The organism is Spirillospora sp. NPDC048823 (genome assembly GCF_043198445.1).
In the GTDB taxonomy this organism is placed as follows: Bacteria; Actinomycetota; Actinomycetes; order Streptosporangiales; family Streptosporangiaceae; genus Spirillospora.
Genome location: NZ_JBICUT010000015.1, coordinates 1 through 13,930, shown reverse-complemented (window position 1 = coordinate 13,930; position 13,930 = coordinate 1). Strand labels below are relative to the sequence as shown.

The window sequence follows — 13,930 nt, the reverse complement described above, 5'->3', positions numbered from 1 at the left end:
GAAATGCGGAAGGGAATCCATATCGGCCCGGGAGTGGTCCGCACGATGGTCGCGCTGCTCGCGGTGGGCCTGATCGTCATGCTCGTGAAGGAGACGCCGGGGATGCGCCGGTACATGAGGGCCAAAACGATGTGAACGGACGCCTATGACGACGATCGACAAGCAGTTGATCGGCTATCTGAAGGACGCGCACGCGCTCCAGGAACACGTGGAGGCGGCGTTGAGCGAACTGCTGACCACGGCGGCGGACGAACCCGACATGTGCCGGCCGCTCGGCCACTACGCCGAGCGGTCGCGCGCGCACACCAGGGAGATCGAGGCGCGGCTGAGGGCGCACCGCTCCGCGCCGTCCCTCGTCCGGGACGCCGGGATGCTGTTCGCGGCGGTGGTCGAGGCCGGGCTCGGCCGCAGCCGCCGCGACACCGCCGGCAAGCACATGCGGGACGCCTACGTCGCCGTCCACCTGCAGATCGCGGCGGGGGAGATGCTGCGGCGCGTCGCCGAACGCGCCGGCGACGAGGAGACCGCCGCGGTGGCGAGGGCCATGTGCGACGACGCCTACGAGATGTCGCGCGGACTGTCCGACCGCTGGGACCTCGCCGTCGACATGTCGCTCAGGCAGCACGGCGTCAAGTACGTCCCGCCGCCGCCCGGAGGTGACGACCGATGACCGTCACGGTCACGGAGGTCTTCCGCCGCCGCGCCGAACCCGGCGCGGCGCTCGCGGGCGACGCCGGCGCGATCGCCGCGGCGTGCCATGCGATGGCGGCGCGGTTCCACCGCGGCGGCCGGCTGTTCACGTTCGGCAACGGCGGCGCGGCCACAGACGCCCAGCACGTGGCGGTCGAGTTCGTCCACCCGGTGATCGTGGGGAAGCGGGCGCTGCCGGCGCTGTCGCTCACCGGCGACGTCGCGACTCTCACCGGCATCGGCCGGAGCAGCGGGTTCGACGACATCTTCGCGCACCAGCTCCGCTGCTTCGGCGGCGCCGACGACATGGCCTTCGGGATCTCGCCGGACGGCCGGTGCGGCAACGTCCTGCGCGGGCTGGAAAGCGCCCGGGACCTCGGGATGCTCACGGTCGCGCTCGCCGGAGGCGACGGGGGAGCGCTCGCCGGGACGGCCGACCACGTGGTGACGGTGCCGTCCGCCGATCCGCGCATCGTCAAGGAAGTGCACGTCACGGCGTACCACATGCTCTGGGAGCTGGTTCACGTGTTCCTGGAGCATCCGGACGTGCTCGCGCCGGAGGCGGTCTCTTGACCTCGCCGCCAGGAGGCCGGGACTGCGCCGGCGACCACTGCGTGACGTGCTCGGACGAGGCCGTCCCCGTCCGGGTCCTGCGAATCCGGGACGGCGGCCTCGCCGACGTCGACGCCGGGGACGGGCGCGTCGAAGAGGTCAGCGTGGCACTGGTGGACGCCGCGCCCGGTGACACCGTCCTCGTCCATGCCAAGGAAGCGATCGGGGTCGTGACATGACCGACATGCAGCAGCTCTACCCGTTCCTGTACGCGGGCGGTTCGGGGCTGGACACCCTCATGGACGACGTCCGCCGCTCGACCGCCGACAAGGCGAACGACATCGTCCGGCTGCGCGAGACCGTCCTGGAGGAGTACGGCGAGGACCTCGTGGCCTGCGCCGGCCGGATGGCGGACGCGTTCCGCGCCGGCGGGCGGCTGTTCACGTTCGGGAACGGCGGCAGCTCGACCGACGCGCAGGACGTCGCCGCCCTGTTCCTCAACCCGGGTGACTCCGGGACGCCGCTGCCCGCGCTCGCGCTCACGACCGATGTCGCCGTGGTCACCGCGCTGTCCAACGACATCGGGTTCGAGGTGGTGTTCGCCCGGCAGCTCGCCGCGTTCGGACGTCCGGGAGACATCGCGCTCGCGCTGTCCACCAGCGGGAACTCCGACAACCTGATCGCCGCGCTGCGGGAGGCGGGACGGCGCGGCATGGTCACGGTCGGCCTCGCCGGCTACACCGGCGGCCAGATGGCCGAGGAACCGGGGCTGCACCACCTGTTCGTCGTGCCGTCGTCCTCCGTCCACCGCATCCAGGAGGCGCAGACGACCATCTACCACGCCCTATGGGAACTGACGCAGCACGAGCTGACGCAGCACGAGCTGACGCAGCGCGAGCCGGCGCAGCACGAGCCGACACAACACGAGCCGACACAGCGCGAACCCACCGAGGAGGCCGTCTGATGTGCCTGGCGATACCGGGCGAAATCGTGGAGATCATGCCTGACCGTCCGCTGGCGAAGGTCGACGTCACCGGCGTCCGGCGGGCCGTCAACATCGGCCTGCTCGACGGGGAACGGCTCGCCGCCGGCGACTGGATCCTCATCCATGTCGGCTTCGCCATGTCCAAGATCGACGAGGCGGAGGCGAAGGCCACGCTGCGGATGCTCGAAGGCATCGGCGACGCCTACGACGACGAGATCGACGCACTGCGGGAATCGAGGATCGACTGATGCGCTTCGTCGACGAGTACCGGGACGCGGACAAGGCGCGGGCGCTCGCCGCCTCGATCACGTCCCTGTGCGAGCCCGGCCGGCACTACAAGTTCATGGAAGTGTGCGGCGGCCACACCCACACCATCTACAAGCACGGCCTTGAGGACTACCTGCCGGAGAACATCTCGCTCGTGCACGGCCCCGGCTGCCCGGTGTGCGTGATCCCGATGGGCCGGGTGGACGACGCCATCCACATCGCGTCCCAGCCGGACGTCATCATGACGTCGTTCGGCGACATGATGCGCATACCCGGCGGCGACGGCTCGTTCTTCGACGCGAAGGCCGCCGGCGCCGACATCCGGATGGTGTACTCGCCGCTGGACGCGCTGAAGATCGCCCTGGGGAACCCGTCGCGCCGCGTCGTCTTCATGGGGATCGGGTTCGAGACCACCGCCCCGTCCACCGCGATGACCGTGCTGCGCGCGGCGGCGCAGGGCGTCGAGAACTTCTCCGTCTTCAACAACCACGTGACGATCCTCCCGGCGATCAAGGCCATCCTCGACTCGCCGGACCTGCGGCTCGACGGATTCATCGGCCCCGGCCACGTCTCCACCGTCATCGGCTGCCGCCCGTACTCGTTCATCACCGGCGACCACGGCAAACCGCTGGTCGTCGCGGGATTCGAGCCGCTGGACATCCTCCAGTCGGTGCACATGCTGCTGACCCAGCTCGCCGAGGGCCGCTGCGAGGTCGAGAACCAGTACGGCCGCGTCGTCCCGTGGGACGGAAACGCCAAGGCGCTTCAGGTCATCGGCCAGACCATGGAGCTGCGCCCCTATTTCGAATGGCGCGGCCTCGGCTTCATCTCGCACTCCGCGCTCCGCATGAAGGACGAGTACGCGGCCTTCGACGCCGAACGCGTCTTCGACATCCCGGGCGGCCGTGTCGCCGACCCCAAGGCGTGCCAGTGCGGCGAGGTCCTGAAGGGCGTCCTGAAACCGTGGGAGTGCAAGGTCTTCGGGACTGCCTGCACACCGGAGACGCCCATCGGCACCTGCATGGTCTCGTCCGAAGGCGCATGCGCCGCCTACTACAACTTCGGCCGCTTCACCCGGGAGCGCGTCAAGGAGGCCACCCGCGTCGAGGAGGCGCCCCGCGTCAAGGACACGACCGGCGTCAAGGACACGACCGGCGTCAAGGACACGACCGGCGTCAAGGACACGACCGGCGTCAAGGACACGACCCGCGTCAAGGAGGCGACATCGTGACGATCCGCGAAGAGCAGGTCCTCGAACGCATCGACCGCGCCCGCAATGCCAGGCCGCGCCTCCGCGAGGACGCCATCACGCTCGCGCACGGCTCCGGCGGCAAGGCGACCCACACCCTGATCGAGACCGTCTTCCGCGAGGCGTTCGGCAACCCGCTCCTCGACCGGCTGGACGACTCGGCGCACTTCGCCGTGAACGGCACCCGCCTCGCCTTCACCACCGATTCCTACGTCGTCTCGCCGCTGTTCTTCCCCGGCGGCGACATCGGCGACCTGGCCGTCAACGGAACCGTCAACGACCTCGCGGTCTCCGGCGCCACCCCGTTGCACCTCTCGGCCGGGTTCATCCTCGAAGAGGGCTTCCCGATCTCCGACCTGCGCCGCATCACCGAGTCGATGCGCCTCGCCGCCGAGGCCGCCGGCGTGGACATCGTCACCGGCGACACCAAGGTCGTCCAGCGCGGAAAGGCCGACGGCTGCTACATCAACACCGCCGGCGTGGGCCTGGCCCGTTCGGCGCCGGCGGACATCCGCCCCGGCGACGCCGTCCTCGTCACCGGCCCGATCGGCGAACACGGCGTCACGGTCATGCTGGCGCGCGGCGAACTCGACATCGAGGCCGACCTGACGTCCGACACCGCGCCGCTGAACTGCCTGCTCGCCGACGTCCGCGACGCCTGCCCCGGCGCCGTCCGCCGCATGCGCGACGCCACCCGCGGCGGCGTCGCGACCGTCCTCAACGAACTGGCGTCGGACTCCGGCACGGCCGCGGTGGTGGACGAGTCCAGCGTCCCGGTGCGTCCCGCCGTGCGGGGCGCCTGCGAACTCCTCGGCATCGACCCGATGTACGTGGCCTGCGAGGGCCGCGCCGTGGTCGTCGTCGCGCCCGAGGCGGAGGAGACCGCTCTGGCCGCCCTGCGGGGCCACCCTCTGGGCCGGGACGCCGCCGTGATCGGCCGCGTGCGCGAGGACCCGCCCGGCCTCGTCCTCCTGAAGACCGCCTTCGGCGGCACCCGCATAGCCGACCTTCTGGTGGGCGACCCGCTGCCCCGCATCTGCTGACCCGCTGCGGCCCGCCCGGTCGCGTTCAGGCCAGCCTGATCGAGGAAAGGATCTGTTCGGCGGCGGGCGGCATGGCGCCCTTCCCGGCCGCCAGATGGACGAAGCAGTAACGCTCGCCGGAGACGGGGACGGTGACCTCGATCTGGTCGGTCGTGACCCCGTCGTAGTCGGTGCTGGTATTGGTCATCTTGAACCCGGGCCTCCCGCTGACGGTGAGATCGGTGATCTTGGCGCCCTTGTTGAGTCTGCGCGCCTTCTCCTTCAGGGTCTCCAGCTCGGTGCCGATGATGCCGCCCCTGTCGCATCCGGCCTCCACGTTCGGCGCGTAGGCGGACGTGACGGACGAGTCGATCCCCCACACCACGCCGAGTTTCTTCTGCTCCTCCTTCAGCTTCTTGATGAGCTCACCGCGGGGGCCGGACAACCCGAAGGACGTCTGCACCACCGGGGAGGCGTCCTGTGTGGGGTCGACCTGCTTCCATCCGGCCGGAAGGCTGACCGTGACACCGGTGCTCGCGCCGCCGATGGGCGTTCCGCCGCCGCCCGGCTGCCCCGCGGCCGCCGTGGAGCTCGCCGGCCCGCCCTTGGCGTCGGGCTCGTCCTTATCGGAACCCGAGCAGCCGGCCAGGGCCACCAGCGCCAGGCTCAGCACACCGGGGGTGATCAGTCGGGAAGGGATCATGGGGGTTCTCTCTCTCGACGGCCATTGCATATGCGAATCTCTAGAACGCTGCATGTCACAGGGTTGAGAGGTTGAGACCCTGGAACGTGTTCGCATATGCTAACAGGATTTGCATCAGCTAATCGACGGGTTCGACGGGTGCGACGGGTTGCGTCGACCCGATCGACTCTCCGGCGCCACCTGCCCCGCCTCTGCCGGCTCTCGCGTTCCGGGCATCCTCCGGCCAGATGGCACGGTCACCGGCAATGGATGGAACCCGAATGGATGGAACCCGAATCGGATGGAACCCGAATCGGATGGCCACCGTCACATGTGTCCGAATCAATCATCTACAAAGGGTTCCTATCGTGAGAAATCGCCAGCTCAGTGCCGGTCAGAGGCATGGGCGCGCCAGGATCACCGTGGTCGCGACCGCCATCGCCGCGGTGGGACTGCTCGGCTCGGGCTGTTCGATAGCGAACTTCAACCCGACCGCGGAGTCCACCGACGACATCCCGCCCCCGGAACTGTCGACGCGGGACCTGCCGACGCCGGAGGTCCGGCGGAGCTCGCTGACCGGCAGCTGGCAGGGCACCTACACCTGCAACCAGGGCGGTATGCGACTGAACCTCACGCTCGTCCAGAGTTCGAGCGGCAGGGTCACCGGCATCTTCCGCTTTTCCCCCGGTCCGGGCAACTCCGAAGCGCGCTCGGGCTCCTTCACCCTGCGCGGGACGGTCATCGGCCGGTCACTGACTCTGCGCGGCGACCGCTGGATCAGCCGGCCGGGCAACTACGAGATGGTCTCCATGAGCGCGCGGGTCTCGACCGCCAGCCCCGATCTGCTCCAGGGCGACATCCGCGACCCCGGCTGCTCCACCTTCACTGTTCGGCGAACATGAACACTCGACCGCCGGCTGTTCCGGAACCGTGCAGGCGTGCGGGCCACCCGATGACGGGCGGCCCGCACTCCGGTGGGGACGGGGTCAGAACCTGCCGGCTTTGATGTCGGCGAGCGTCACCCGGGACGCGTGGTAGTAGATCGTCCTGAGCGGCTGGTCCGGAGCCTTGCTGGAGACGGCGACAGGCTGGCCCGTGCCGGCGTCGATGATCAGCGTTTCCACGATCTCCCCGCCGGCGGGCCAGGCCCCCACCGCCGCCTCGTGGCGCCGGACCACCTCGACGAAGGCGTTCTCGTCACCGTCGAGCGACAGGGCGATCAACTCCGCATCGTCTGGATCGGGTGTCATGGCCCTCCTCGTTCTGGATTGCCTTACACCCGGGAATTGCCGTCCGATGGGGCGAAGCGTTCACCCGATGGGCCTCGTACCTCTGAGGTCTCGTACCTCTGAGGTCTCGTACCTCTGAAAGGGCCGCTACCAGTCGCGGACGGACTCCACTCCCGATTCGAGGCTCACGCGTGCCCAGGCCAGGTCAGCGCCGTGGGCGGCTTCGGCCTCGTCCACGATGCGGTCGAGGGCGGCGAACAGTTCCTCGCGCTCCTCGGTCTCGATGAAGGGTGCGCGGCCGTCCAGCCTGTTGAACGCCTCGCCGTACCGCCGCCCGATCTCGACCAGCCGCGCCGGCCCGTCGGGGTCGGGGTCGGGGCCGGGGTCGCTGGAGAGCACCTCCATGACCGCCCGCCGCGTCGACTTGTAGTGCGCGACGGCCTTCTTGAACCGGCCGCTGCTGATGTGCCCGCGGCCGTCCCAGTCGCGCAGCGGGTTGTTCCGGTTCTCCGCGACCCAGTCGGGCTTGCGGGCGCCGCTGATCTGGATGTAGGTGCCGTTCGGTATCTCCGGGCGCCAGGTGGAGCGCATCGCGGTGGCGTACTCGGCGGGAACGCCGTGGAGGATCAGCGCCTCCAGCGCGGGGACGCTCCGGGGGAGCAGGCGGTCGTCCCGGCCCATCCCGAACAGGTCGACGATCTCGATCCTCTGCAACGACTCCAGGCCGTTGAGGGCGGCCGCCGCCGACAGCAGCCCGAGGTCGCCCCCCAACGTCAGAATCCTCAGGTTCGGGAACCGCCGGACGAGCCGCTCACAGTCGAGCGACTCGATGCCCTCGACGTCCAGGATCTGGATATCGGGGTGCGGTTCGTCCGGCCCGTCGAGCAGATCGTTGATCTCGGCGCCGGTGTGGTCCGCGGCTCGCGGGTCGGCGGGATCCGCGCGGACGCCGCCGTCCCAGCGTCGCTGCCGGGCGAGCTGGTCGCCGAGCCGCCAGCCCGTGGAGTAGCTGCACGACGGTTCGTCGTGCAACGGCGGCAGGGCCCCGATGACCTTGTAGCTGCGCGGGAGGACCCATTCGTAATTGCAGTACGACAGGACCCCGTTCCAGGAGTGGTGAGTCAGCCTGAGCGGTGAGACGTCACCGAGATCGGCGACGGACGAGGGTTCGGGACCGGACCAGTCCAGTTCGAGGACGGCCGCCACCTCATCGGCGGCGTCGACACAGATGATCTGTGCGGCCGTCCACTCGGCGAGAGCGATCGAGAAGGCGGCCACGACGTCACCCGGCGCGATCGGCCTGGGGGGAGCGGAGGCCCGGTTTCTGCCGGTCATGAAGGCGATCATAGGAGGATCGCCTCCGCCGTCGGGTGTGACGGCGGAGGCGGCCCGCGTCCGTCAGCCCAGGTTCTTCTGTCTCACGGACCATTCGCTGTCGCAGAGCCCGCAGTCCGGGCCGACGAAGAGCCGCCCGGCGGCTGCGTCGCCCTTGAGCTGCCACTTCAGCCAGGCGGCGCCGACGCGTCCGAACTCGCCGCCGTTCGGCTCGCCGTAGGTGCCCATGTGGCCGACGTCGAGGTTGCCCATGAAGGCGGGCAGCCCGGCCGGGAGCCGGTCCCAGTCGTCCATCGCGTTCTCGTAGGCGATGTCGCTGGGGCCGCCGACGAAGTAGCCGATCGGGGCGTGCAGCCGGGCGAGCTGCCAGTTGTCGGAATCACTGAGCATGCCGCTGTTCCAGATGCCGGTGGCGGTGACCCGGGGGTCGGCGGAGACCTCGTAGGCCTCCAGGCCGCCGCAGGACTGCCCCATCACCGCCACCTTGCCGGTGTCGATCTTTCCCCGGTACTTGCCGCCGACGCGGCCGTTCTCTTCAATGGCCCAGTCGATGGCCTCGGTGAGCATGTCCGCGTCCGTGCGGCCGAACCCGCCGGGCCTGCCGTTGGCGATGACGAGGAAGCCGTGCGAGGCCAGCTCCTTGAGGAAGTTCTCGAACATCGTGCCGTCGGCGGAGCAGGCGCCGTTGCCCCAGGCGACGATCGGCAGCCTGATCCCGGACGGGAGGTTCTCGGGCCGGTAGACGGTGTGGTCCCAGAGCCGCCAGGTGGTCTCGTAGTCGGCCGGGTACGGACCGGTGCCGCCGGGGACGGCGTGCGCGGGAGCCGCCAGGACACCGGTCAGCAGAAGCGGGGCGCACAGAAGAAGGAGAACTCTCCGGACGAGCCTCTTCACGACATTCCTCCTTTGGCGAGGGGCATCGCCCGGAATCTCGCAAAAGGAGGTGGCCGCTTCAAGAGCCCCGGAGCACGACCGGCGATTCTGCCGATAACTCCGCCCAACCGGCGTTGGGCGCCGGCACAGGGAACCGGTCACGGGGCGCCGTCCCACCCCGTCCCACCCGGTGGACGGCGCCCCGAAAACCATTGGCGACAGGGCCGGCCCCCCTCTTACCACCCTCTTACCATTGGTCGTACCGATGCGGGGTGGTGCAACGGGAGCACGCAGGCCTCATAAGCCTGGTGATGCGGGTTCGAATCCCGCCCCCGCCACTAAAGGAATTCCTGAATCACCGAGGCCCGAACAGGTCGTCGGCGTCGCCGACCTGAACTGCGTGGACCAGCTTGTCTGGATTGGCGATGGAGTGGATCGTCTGGATACGGCCGTCGGCGATGCTGAGGCCCATGGCCCCGACCAGCCCTTCCTGCGCGTCGGTCACCATGATTCCGGGCTGGCCGTTGATGGCGGCGACCTGGACGCGCAATCCACGACGCGCCAGCGCGGACATCCCGACCGACAAGATCCGTGCCACGCGCTCCCGGCCATGGGCAGGCCGCGGTATCGCCTGCACCTTGCCGCCGCCGTCGACGTGGAGCGCCACGTCGTCCGCCAGCAGCGCCTCCAGCTTTTCCAGGTCGCCCTTTCCGGCGGCGTCGAGAAATGACCGGGCCAGCTCGTCCCGCTGCCGCCGGGAGGCGTGGTAGCGCGGGCGGCGCTCCCGGACGTGGCGGCGAGCCCGCGCGACCAGGTGCCGCGTGCTGTCCACGTCGGTGCCGATGAACTCGGCGACCTCGCCGTACGGATACTCGAACACCTCCCGCAGCAGGAACGCGGCCCGCTGCCGCGGTGACAGGCTCTCCAGCAGCACCAGGAACGCCAGCGACAGCGAGTCGGCGGTCTCGGCCTGCTCGGCCGGTGACGGGTCGGTGACCAGCGGTTCCGGCAGCCACTCGCCGACGTACCGTTCCCGCCGGGCCCGCGCCGAGCGGAGCTGGTCGATGGCCAGCCGGGTGACCAGCGTGGCGACGTAGGCCCGCGGCGAGGAGATCTCCTCGTCGCGTTCCAGCGTCTGGTGCATGCGCAGGAACGCCTCCTGCACCACGTCCTCGGCCTCGCCGACGCTGCCGAGCATCCGGTAGGCGATGGCGAAGGCCCGCGGGCGCAGTTCGCCGTACAGTTCGCCGTACAGGTCGGCGGAGGACATCCCGCTATCCCATCCCCTCGATGAAGCCCGTACGCCAGGTCGGGTACTGCAGCGTCCATTCCAGTTCGCGTTTGGCCTTCTCGCTGGAGATCCCGCGAGCCCGCGTCATCAGGTCCACCGGTCCCTTGCCGGCCAGCAGGCGGACGAGCCCGGCGGGCACGCGGCGCGGCGGTCCGGCGCCGAGGGCGCGGGCCAGCTCCGGCAACCACTCGTGCACCGGCGCGGGGTCGTCATCGGCGACATGGTAGATCCCGGACTTGCCGCGTTCGATGGCCGCGACCGTCGCCGATGCGGCATCGACGATGTGCACCAGCGACCACACCCCGCGCCCGCCGCCGACGATCGGGAACTTCCGCTTGCGGATCTGCACGCCCATGACGGCGTCCGGCGCGGCGCTCATCCCGGTCCCCGGGCCATAGAAGCCACCGTAGCGAAGCGCGATGCCCTCGGCCCAGCCGATGCCGGTCACCGCCTCCTCCAGGTGGCGCAGCGCGGCCACCCCCTCCTCGGCGTCCGCGGGCGGGTTCGGCTCGATCCGGCCGTCCTCGTCGGCGACCGGCCCGCCCGTCCGCTCCATCCACATGGCGTTGCTCTGCGCCACGAACTTCTGGACGCCCACGGCCCGCGCGGCGGCCAGCAGGTGGTCGGTGCCTTCGACGCGCAGCCGGTTGGTGGCGGCCGCCATCCGCTTCATGTGCCGGAAGTCCGCCGGTCCGCCCAGTGCGGTGAGCTGATGGACGACCACCTCGGGCTCGGCCCTGGCCACCACGTCCGCCACGGAGTCGGGGTCGAGGGCGTCGAGGACCACCGGTTCGGCACCGAGCGCCCGCAACGCGTCCGTCTTGGCGGCCGAGCGTGTCGTCCCGACCACCTCATGCCCTCGCGCCACGAGCTGAGTGACGAGGTGCCCGCCGATCGCGCCGGACGCCCCCGCGATGAAGATTCGCATGATGTCTCCGTTCATAGACTTCACCGACAAAGACGAGACACCCCCGTCCTCCATGAACGGCAGTTACCCAAATCACACCAAGACGTGCCCACGCGGCCCAGGCCGCCGAGATCGGCGGGCCGCCCGCCTTGGGACGATTTCCACCGGTTCGCCAATTTTGTCGAGAACATCAGATGCCGGAAGAGGTGCTCGATCCACCCTTACCCGCACAGGCACATTCGACCGGCCAAAGCCGGCCCGGTCTCCCGTCCATGGAGATGAAAGGCCATCGGCGGCTTCTGAGTGATTCGCTATCCAGGAAGTCTCAATATTGTCACCTTCAAACGGCCGAACCGTTGGTATCCGTTCGATAACATAGAGTCATGTGTTCGAGGTCGGTGATCGATGTGGCGTCGATGTCCACCAGTGAGCTGGTGGACGCGGCGGCTGCGATCGCGGCCGAACTCGCCCGGCGGGAGCCTCCCGAGTCGGCGGCTGTCTGCATGCACGACGCTGAAACCCTCGCCCGAACGGCAGACCTGCAAGAAAGTGCCCTGGCCGGGATGATCGGGCGGGTAGACGTCTCGGGTGAGATGCGCCGGTGGGGATACCCGTCGATGCGGAGCTGGCTGCGGACCCGGCTGGGGATGCGGGAGGCCCGCGCCAAGGAACGCATCGCGCTGGCCCGTGAACGTCACCGCCTCCCTCAGACCGCTGAACGCCTGGCGTCCGGGGAGTTGTCCTACGGGTACGCCGCCACCATCGCCACCGCCGTGGCCCGCCTGGACGACGCCGACTGCGCGGCGGCCGAGGAGATCCTGCTCGACCTGGCCGGGAAGGGGTTCTCCGCCGGGAAGGTCGCCGCGTTCGGCACCCGGATCACCGACCTGATCGCCGAACGCGACGACTCCGAGACCCCTGATGACGACTCCCGGCGCGGGTACGAGCGGTCCTGGATCGATTCCACCCGATCCCTGGACGGCGGTCGCTTCATCAAGGGCTGGCTCAACGCCGAAGACGCCGCCCTCTGGGACGGCACCCTCGGCCCCCTGGCCAAACCCGCCGGACCCGATGACACACGCGACCTGCCCGAACGCACCGCCGCCGCGCTGACCCACGTCCTGTCGGGCGGGCACCGCGCCACCAAGGTCACCGTCATCTGCGACCTGGACACTCTCGCAGGTGGCCGAGCACCGGCGCGCCTCGCCGACGGAACGCCGATCCCACCGGAACAGGCCCGCCGCATCGCCCTGGCGGCCGGAGTGTCAGCGCTCGTCCTCGGGAGCGGTCACATCCCGCTCTACCTCGGCCGCACCGTCCGGTTCGCCACCCCGGGGCAGCGCCGAGTACTCGAGGCGCTCTACCCGACGTGCGCGGTGCAGGCCTGCGAGGTACCCGGGACGCTGTGCGAGGTCGACCACATCAACGGCTGGGCCCTGGGCCACGCACCCACCGACATCGACAACCTCGCGCTGACCTGCGGATTCCACAACCGGTTCAAGGCGGCCAACCCCGACCAGATCCACATAGTCCGAGGCGGGGACGGCCGATTCACCTACCGGCTGATCCCGCCGGAAGACGGAAACCACCGACGCCGCCCCCTACCGGCACCCGACGTCCCCAATCCCTGGGAACAGCCCGCTGTCCCGTGCAGTCCCCGCTCACCCGCCCGCCGGTACCGACACAGAAACGGCTCCCCACGAGCCGGAACCACCACCCGAGGACGCCGCCAAACCGCCGGCCCCTAGCAGAGCCAGTTCCCGTGCTTGCGCATTACAGAACCGGCCCAGCGGAACTCCGCTGTCCATCCCGCATGGGCGAGCGATCCATGGACGACTCTGCGACTCGGCACTGACCGGCGCGACATGGCCGAAAGCCTGAGCGAGAATCGGTCGCGAACGTTGAAAAGGACTCTCGTTCACCCCGGCCACCCAGTTATCGCGGAACTCTTTCCGAGCCGGGGGCGGTGTTCACCAGGTGGTGGGGAACATGCGGTGTTTGAGGACTGCATCGATTTGATCGGCCGCGTATTTGGTGTCGCCGCAGGGGCAGAGGTAGCCGTGTCCGCCGCGTCCGGCCTCGTGGTAGGCCCAGGTGCCGCCGGCCACGGCGCGGACACTGACCGCGACGCGGACGTGGTGGTCGGGGCCGAAGGCGAAGACCCACAGCAGCGGCGGACGGGTGGGGAACTCGTCGGCCTGGTAGAGCTTCACGCACCGGTAGCCCCTGGACGCGATGGCCACGGCGAGCAGGTCCAGGTAGCGGATCGCGGTGGTGCGGCCTCGTTGGGTGCGCCAGCGGAGCAGGTGGCGTTGCGCCTGGACGTTCAGCGGGCGCAGCGAGCCCATACGATCTTTCCCTCCTCGTTGAGCGGGCGGACGCCCCAGTCGTGGACGAGCTGCGCCATCAGCAGCAGCCCGCGCCCACCGATGGCGTCATGATCTTCTCCTGAGTTGGCTCAATTGGTTAGTGCGTGGCGCGTGGGGTGTTCAGGGCGTCGAGGATCTTGCGTTGGCGGGTGGTGACGGCGGGCGGGAAGGTCTGCTGGGTGCCGTTGACCGCGATGGTCGCGCTGCGCAGTGGCCGTAGCTGGCGTACGAGGTTGCGGATCGCGAGCCCGGTGCGGTTCTGGGCCTCGCGGCTGACGGCCAGGGCGGTGAAGACGATAGTGAGGTGGGCTTCGATCGCGTCGCGGGTGTGGTGGAACATTGGCCGTGCCCTCAGGTCGGTCTTGCTCATCCGGAAGGACTGCTCGACGTGCCACAGGTCGTGGTAGGACGCGATCACCTCGGCCGCGTCCATGCAGGTGGCGGGGATGTTGGTGACATATCCCTTCAGCCCGACCAGT

Annotated in this window: 18 protein-coding genes and 1 tRNA gene; 11 read left to right on the top strand and 8 right to left on the bottom strand. The window is 69.6% G+C overall.

Annotation, left to right across the window (positions count from 1 at the left end; translation table 11 throughout):
- Positions 1–3 precede the first annotated feature (3 nt).
- Genes ACGFK0_RS28645 through hypE form a run of 8 tightly spaced genes read left to right on the top strand, consistent with a single transcriptional unit; the run spans position 4 to position 4,786 of the window.
- Positions 4–135 carry a hypothetical protein gene (locus ACGFK0_RS28645; RefSeq protein WP_392910272.1) on the top strand — a complete coding sequence of 44 codons (132 nt, stop codon included), beginning with the start codon at positions 4–6 and terminating at the stop codon, positions 133–135.
- A gap of 10 nt (positions 136–145) precedes the next feature.
- Positions 146–670 carry a DUF892 family protein gene (locus tag ACGFK0_RS28640; RefSeq protein WP_392910270.1) on the top strand — a complete coding sequence of 175 codons (525 nt, stop codon included), beginning with the start codon at positions 146–148 and terminating at the stop codon, positions 668–670.
- Complete coding sequence (locus ACGFK0_RS28635; RefSeq protein WP_392910268.1) at positions 667–1,263, top strand: SIS domain-containing protein; 597 nt, start codon at positions 667–669, stop codon at positions 1,261–1,263. The genes ACGFK0_RS28640 and ACGFK0_RS28635 overlap by 4 nt, the downstream gene beginning before the upstream one ends.
- On the top strand, positions 1,260–1,481 hold the full coding sequence (locus ACGFK0_RS28630) for a HypC/HybG/HupF family hydrogenase formation chaperone (RefSeq protein ID WP_392910266.1): 222 nt from the start codon (positions 1,260–1,262) through the stop codon (positions 1,479–1,481). Before ACGFK0_RS28635 ends, ACGFK0_RS28630 begins: the two co-directional genes overlap by 4 nt.
- Positions 1,478–2,206, top strand: a complete 729-nt coding sequence (locus ACGFK0_RS28625; protein ID WP_392910264.1) for an SIS domain-containing protein — start codon at positions 1,478–1,480, stop codon at positions 2,204–2,206. Before ACGFK0_RS28630 ends, ACGFK0_RS28625 begins: the two co-directional genes overlap by 4 nt.
- Positions 2,206–2,475 (top strand): HypC/HybG/HupF family hydrogenase formation chaperone, encoded by a 270-nt coding sequence (locus ACGFK0_RS28620; protein WP_392910262.1) that lies wholly within the window; start codon positions 2,206–2,208, stop codon positions 2,473–2,475. Before ACGFK0_RS28625 ends, ACGFK0_RS28620 begins: the two co-directional genes overlap by 1 nt.
- Positions 2,475–3,725, top strand: coding sequence for a hydrogenase formation protein HypD (hypD, locus tag ACGFK0_RS28615; protein ID WP_392910260.1), 1,251 nt, complete (start codon positions 2,475–2,477; stop codon positions 3,723–3,725). The genes ACGFK0_RS28620 and hypD overlap by 1 nt, the downstream gene beginning before the upstream one ends.
- Positions 3,722–4,786 (top strand): hydrogenase expression/formation protein HypE, encoded by a 1,065-nt coding sequence (gene hypE, locus ACGFK0_RS28610; protein WP_392910258.1) that lies wholly within the window; start codon positions 3,722–3,724, stop codon positions 4,784–4,786. The genes hypD and hypE overlap by 4 nt, the downstream gene beginning before the upstream one ends.
- Positions 4,787–4,811: 25 nt before the next feature.
- Here hypE and ACGFK0_RS28605 read toward each other — a convergent pair whose 3' ends face one another.
- Positions 4,812–5,468 carry a hypothetical protein gene (locus ACGFK0_RS28605; protein ID WP_392910256.1) on the bottom strand — a complete coding sequence of 219 codons (657 nt, stop codon included), beginning with the start codon at positions 5,466–5,468 and terminating at the stop codon, positions 4,812–4,814.
- A gap of 401 nt (positions 5,469–5,869) precedes the next feature.
- On the opposite strand from ACGFK0_RS28605, the gene ACGFK0_RS28600 reads away from it, so the two are divergent.
- Positions 5,870–6,349 (top strand): hypothetical protein, encoded by a 480-nt coding sequence (locus ACGFK0_RS28600; protein ID WP_392910254.1) that lies wholly within the window; start codon positions 5,870–5,872, stop codon positions 6,347–6,349.
- An 84-nt stretch (positions 6,350–6,433) separates the two neighbouring features.
- Here the strand turns inward: ACGFK0_RS28600 and ACGFK0_RS28595 are convergent, their stop codons facing one another.
- The 3 genes from ACGFK0_RS28595 to ACGFK0_RS28585 form a co-directional block, all read right to left on the bottom strand.
- The gene (locus ACGFK0_RS28595; RefSeq protein WP_392910252.1) at positions 6,434–6,697 is read right to left on the bottom strand and encodes a hypothetical protein; all 264 of its coding nucleotides are present in this window, start codon (positions 6,695–6,697) and stop codon (positions 6,434–6,436) included.
- A 126-nt stretch (positions 6,698–6,823) separates the two neighbouring features.
- A complete protein-coding gene (locus tag ACGFK0_RS28590) occupies positions 6,824–8,011 on the bottom strand; it encodes a hypothetical protein (protein WP_392910250.1) in 1,188 nt (395 codons plus the stop codon).
- Between the two features lie 63 nt (positions 8,012–8,074).
- Positions 8,075–8,905, bottom strand: a complete 831-nt coding sequence (locus ACGFK0_RS28585; RefSeq protein ID WP_392910248.1) for an alpha/beta hydrolase — start codon at positions 8,903–8,905, stop codon at positions 8,075–8,077.
- Positions 8,906–9,150: 245 nt separating this feature from the next.
- Here ACGFK0_RS28585 and ACGFK0_RS28580 point away from each other — a divergent pair.
- Positions 9,151–9,222 (top strand) — tRNA-Met (locus ACGFK0_RS28580).
- Positions 9,223–9,239: 17 nt separating this feature from the next.
- Here ACGFK0_RS28580 and ACGFK0_RS28575 read toward each other — a convergent pair.
- Both ACGFK0_RS28575 and ACGFK0_RS28570 read right to left on the bottom strand, forming a co-directional pair.
- The gene (locus ACGFK0_RS28575) at positions 9,240–10,154 is read right to left on the bottom strand and encodes an RNA polymerase sigma-70 factor (RefSeq protein ID WP_392910246.1); all 915 of its coding nucleotides are present in this window, start codon (positions 10,152–10,154) and stop codon (positions 9,240–9,242) included.
- A 4-nt stretch (positions 10,155–10,158) separates the two neighbouring features.
- Positions 10,159–11,103, bottom strand: a complete 945-nt coding sequence (locus tag ACGFK0_RS28570) for an NAD-dependent epimerase/dehydratase family protein (RefSeq protein ID WP_392910244.1) — start codon at positions 11,101–11,103, stop codon at positions 10,159–10,161.
- 362 nt (positions 11,104–11,465) lie between these two features.
- On the opposite strand from ACGFK0_RS28570, the gene ACGFK0_RS28565 reads away from it, so the two are divergent.
- Positions 11,466–12,830: a DUF222 domain-containing protein gene (locus ACGFK0_RS28565; RefSeq protein ID WP_392910242.1), complete on the top strand. Its 1,365-nt coding sequence runs from the start codon at positions 11,466–11,468 to the stop codon at positions 12,828–12,830.
- Positions 12,831–13,052: 222 nt separating this feature from the next.
- On the opposite strand, the gene ACGFK0_RS28560 is transcribed toward ACGFK0_RS28565, so the two are convergent.
- Together ACGFK0_RS28560 and ACGFK0_RS28555 are read right to left on the bottom strand one after the other, a co-directional pair.
- Positions 13,053–13,430 (bottom strand): hypothetical protein, encoded by a 378-nt coding sequence (locus tag ACGFK0_RS28560; RefSeq protein WP_392910240.1) that lies wholly within the window; start codon positions 13,428–13,430, stop codon positions 13,053–13,055.
- 118 nt (positions 13,431–13,548) lie between these two features.
- Positions 13,549–13,930, bottom strand: a 382-nt coding sequence (locus ACGFK0_RS28555; RefSeq protein WP_392910238.1) for a transposase, incomplete at its 5' end; no start/stop codon positions are given.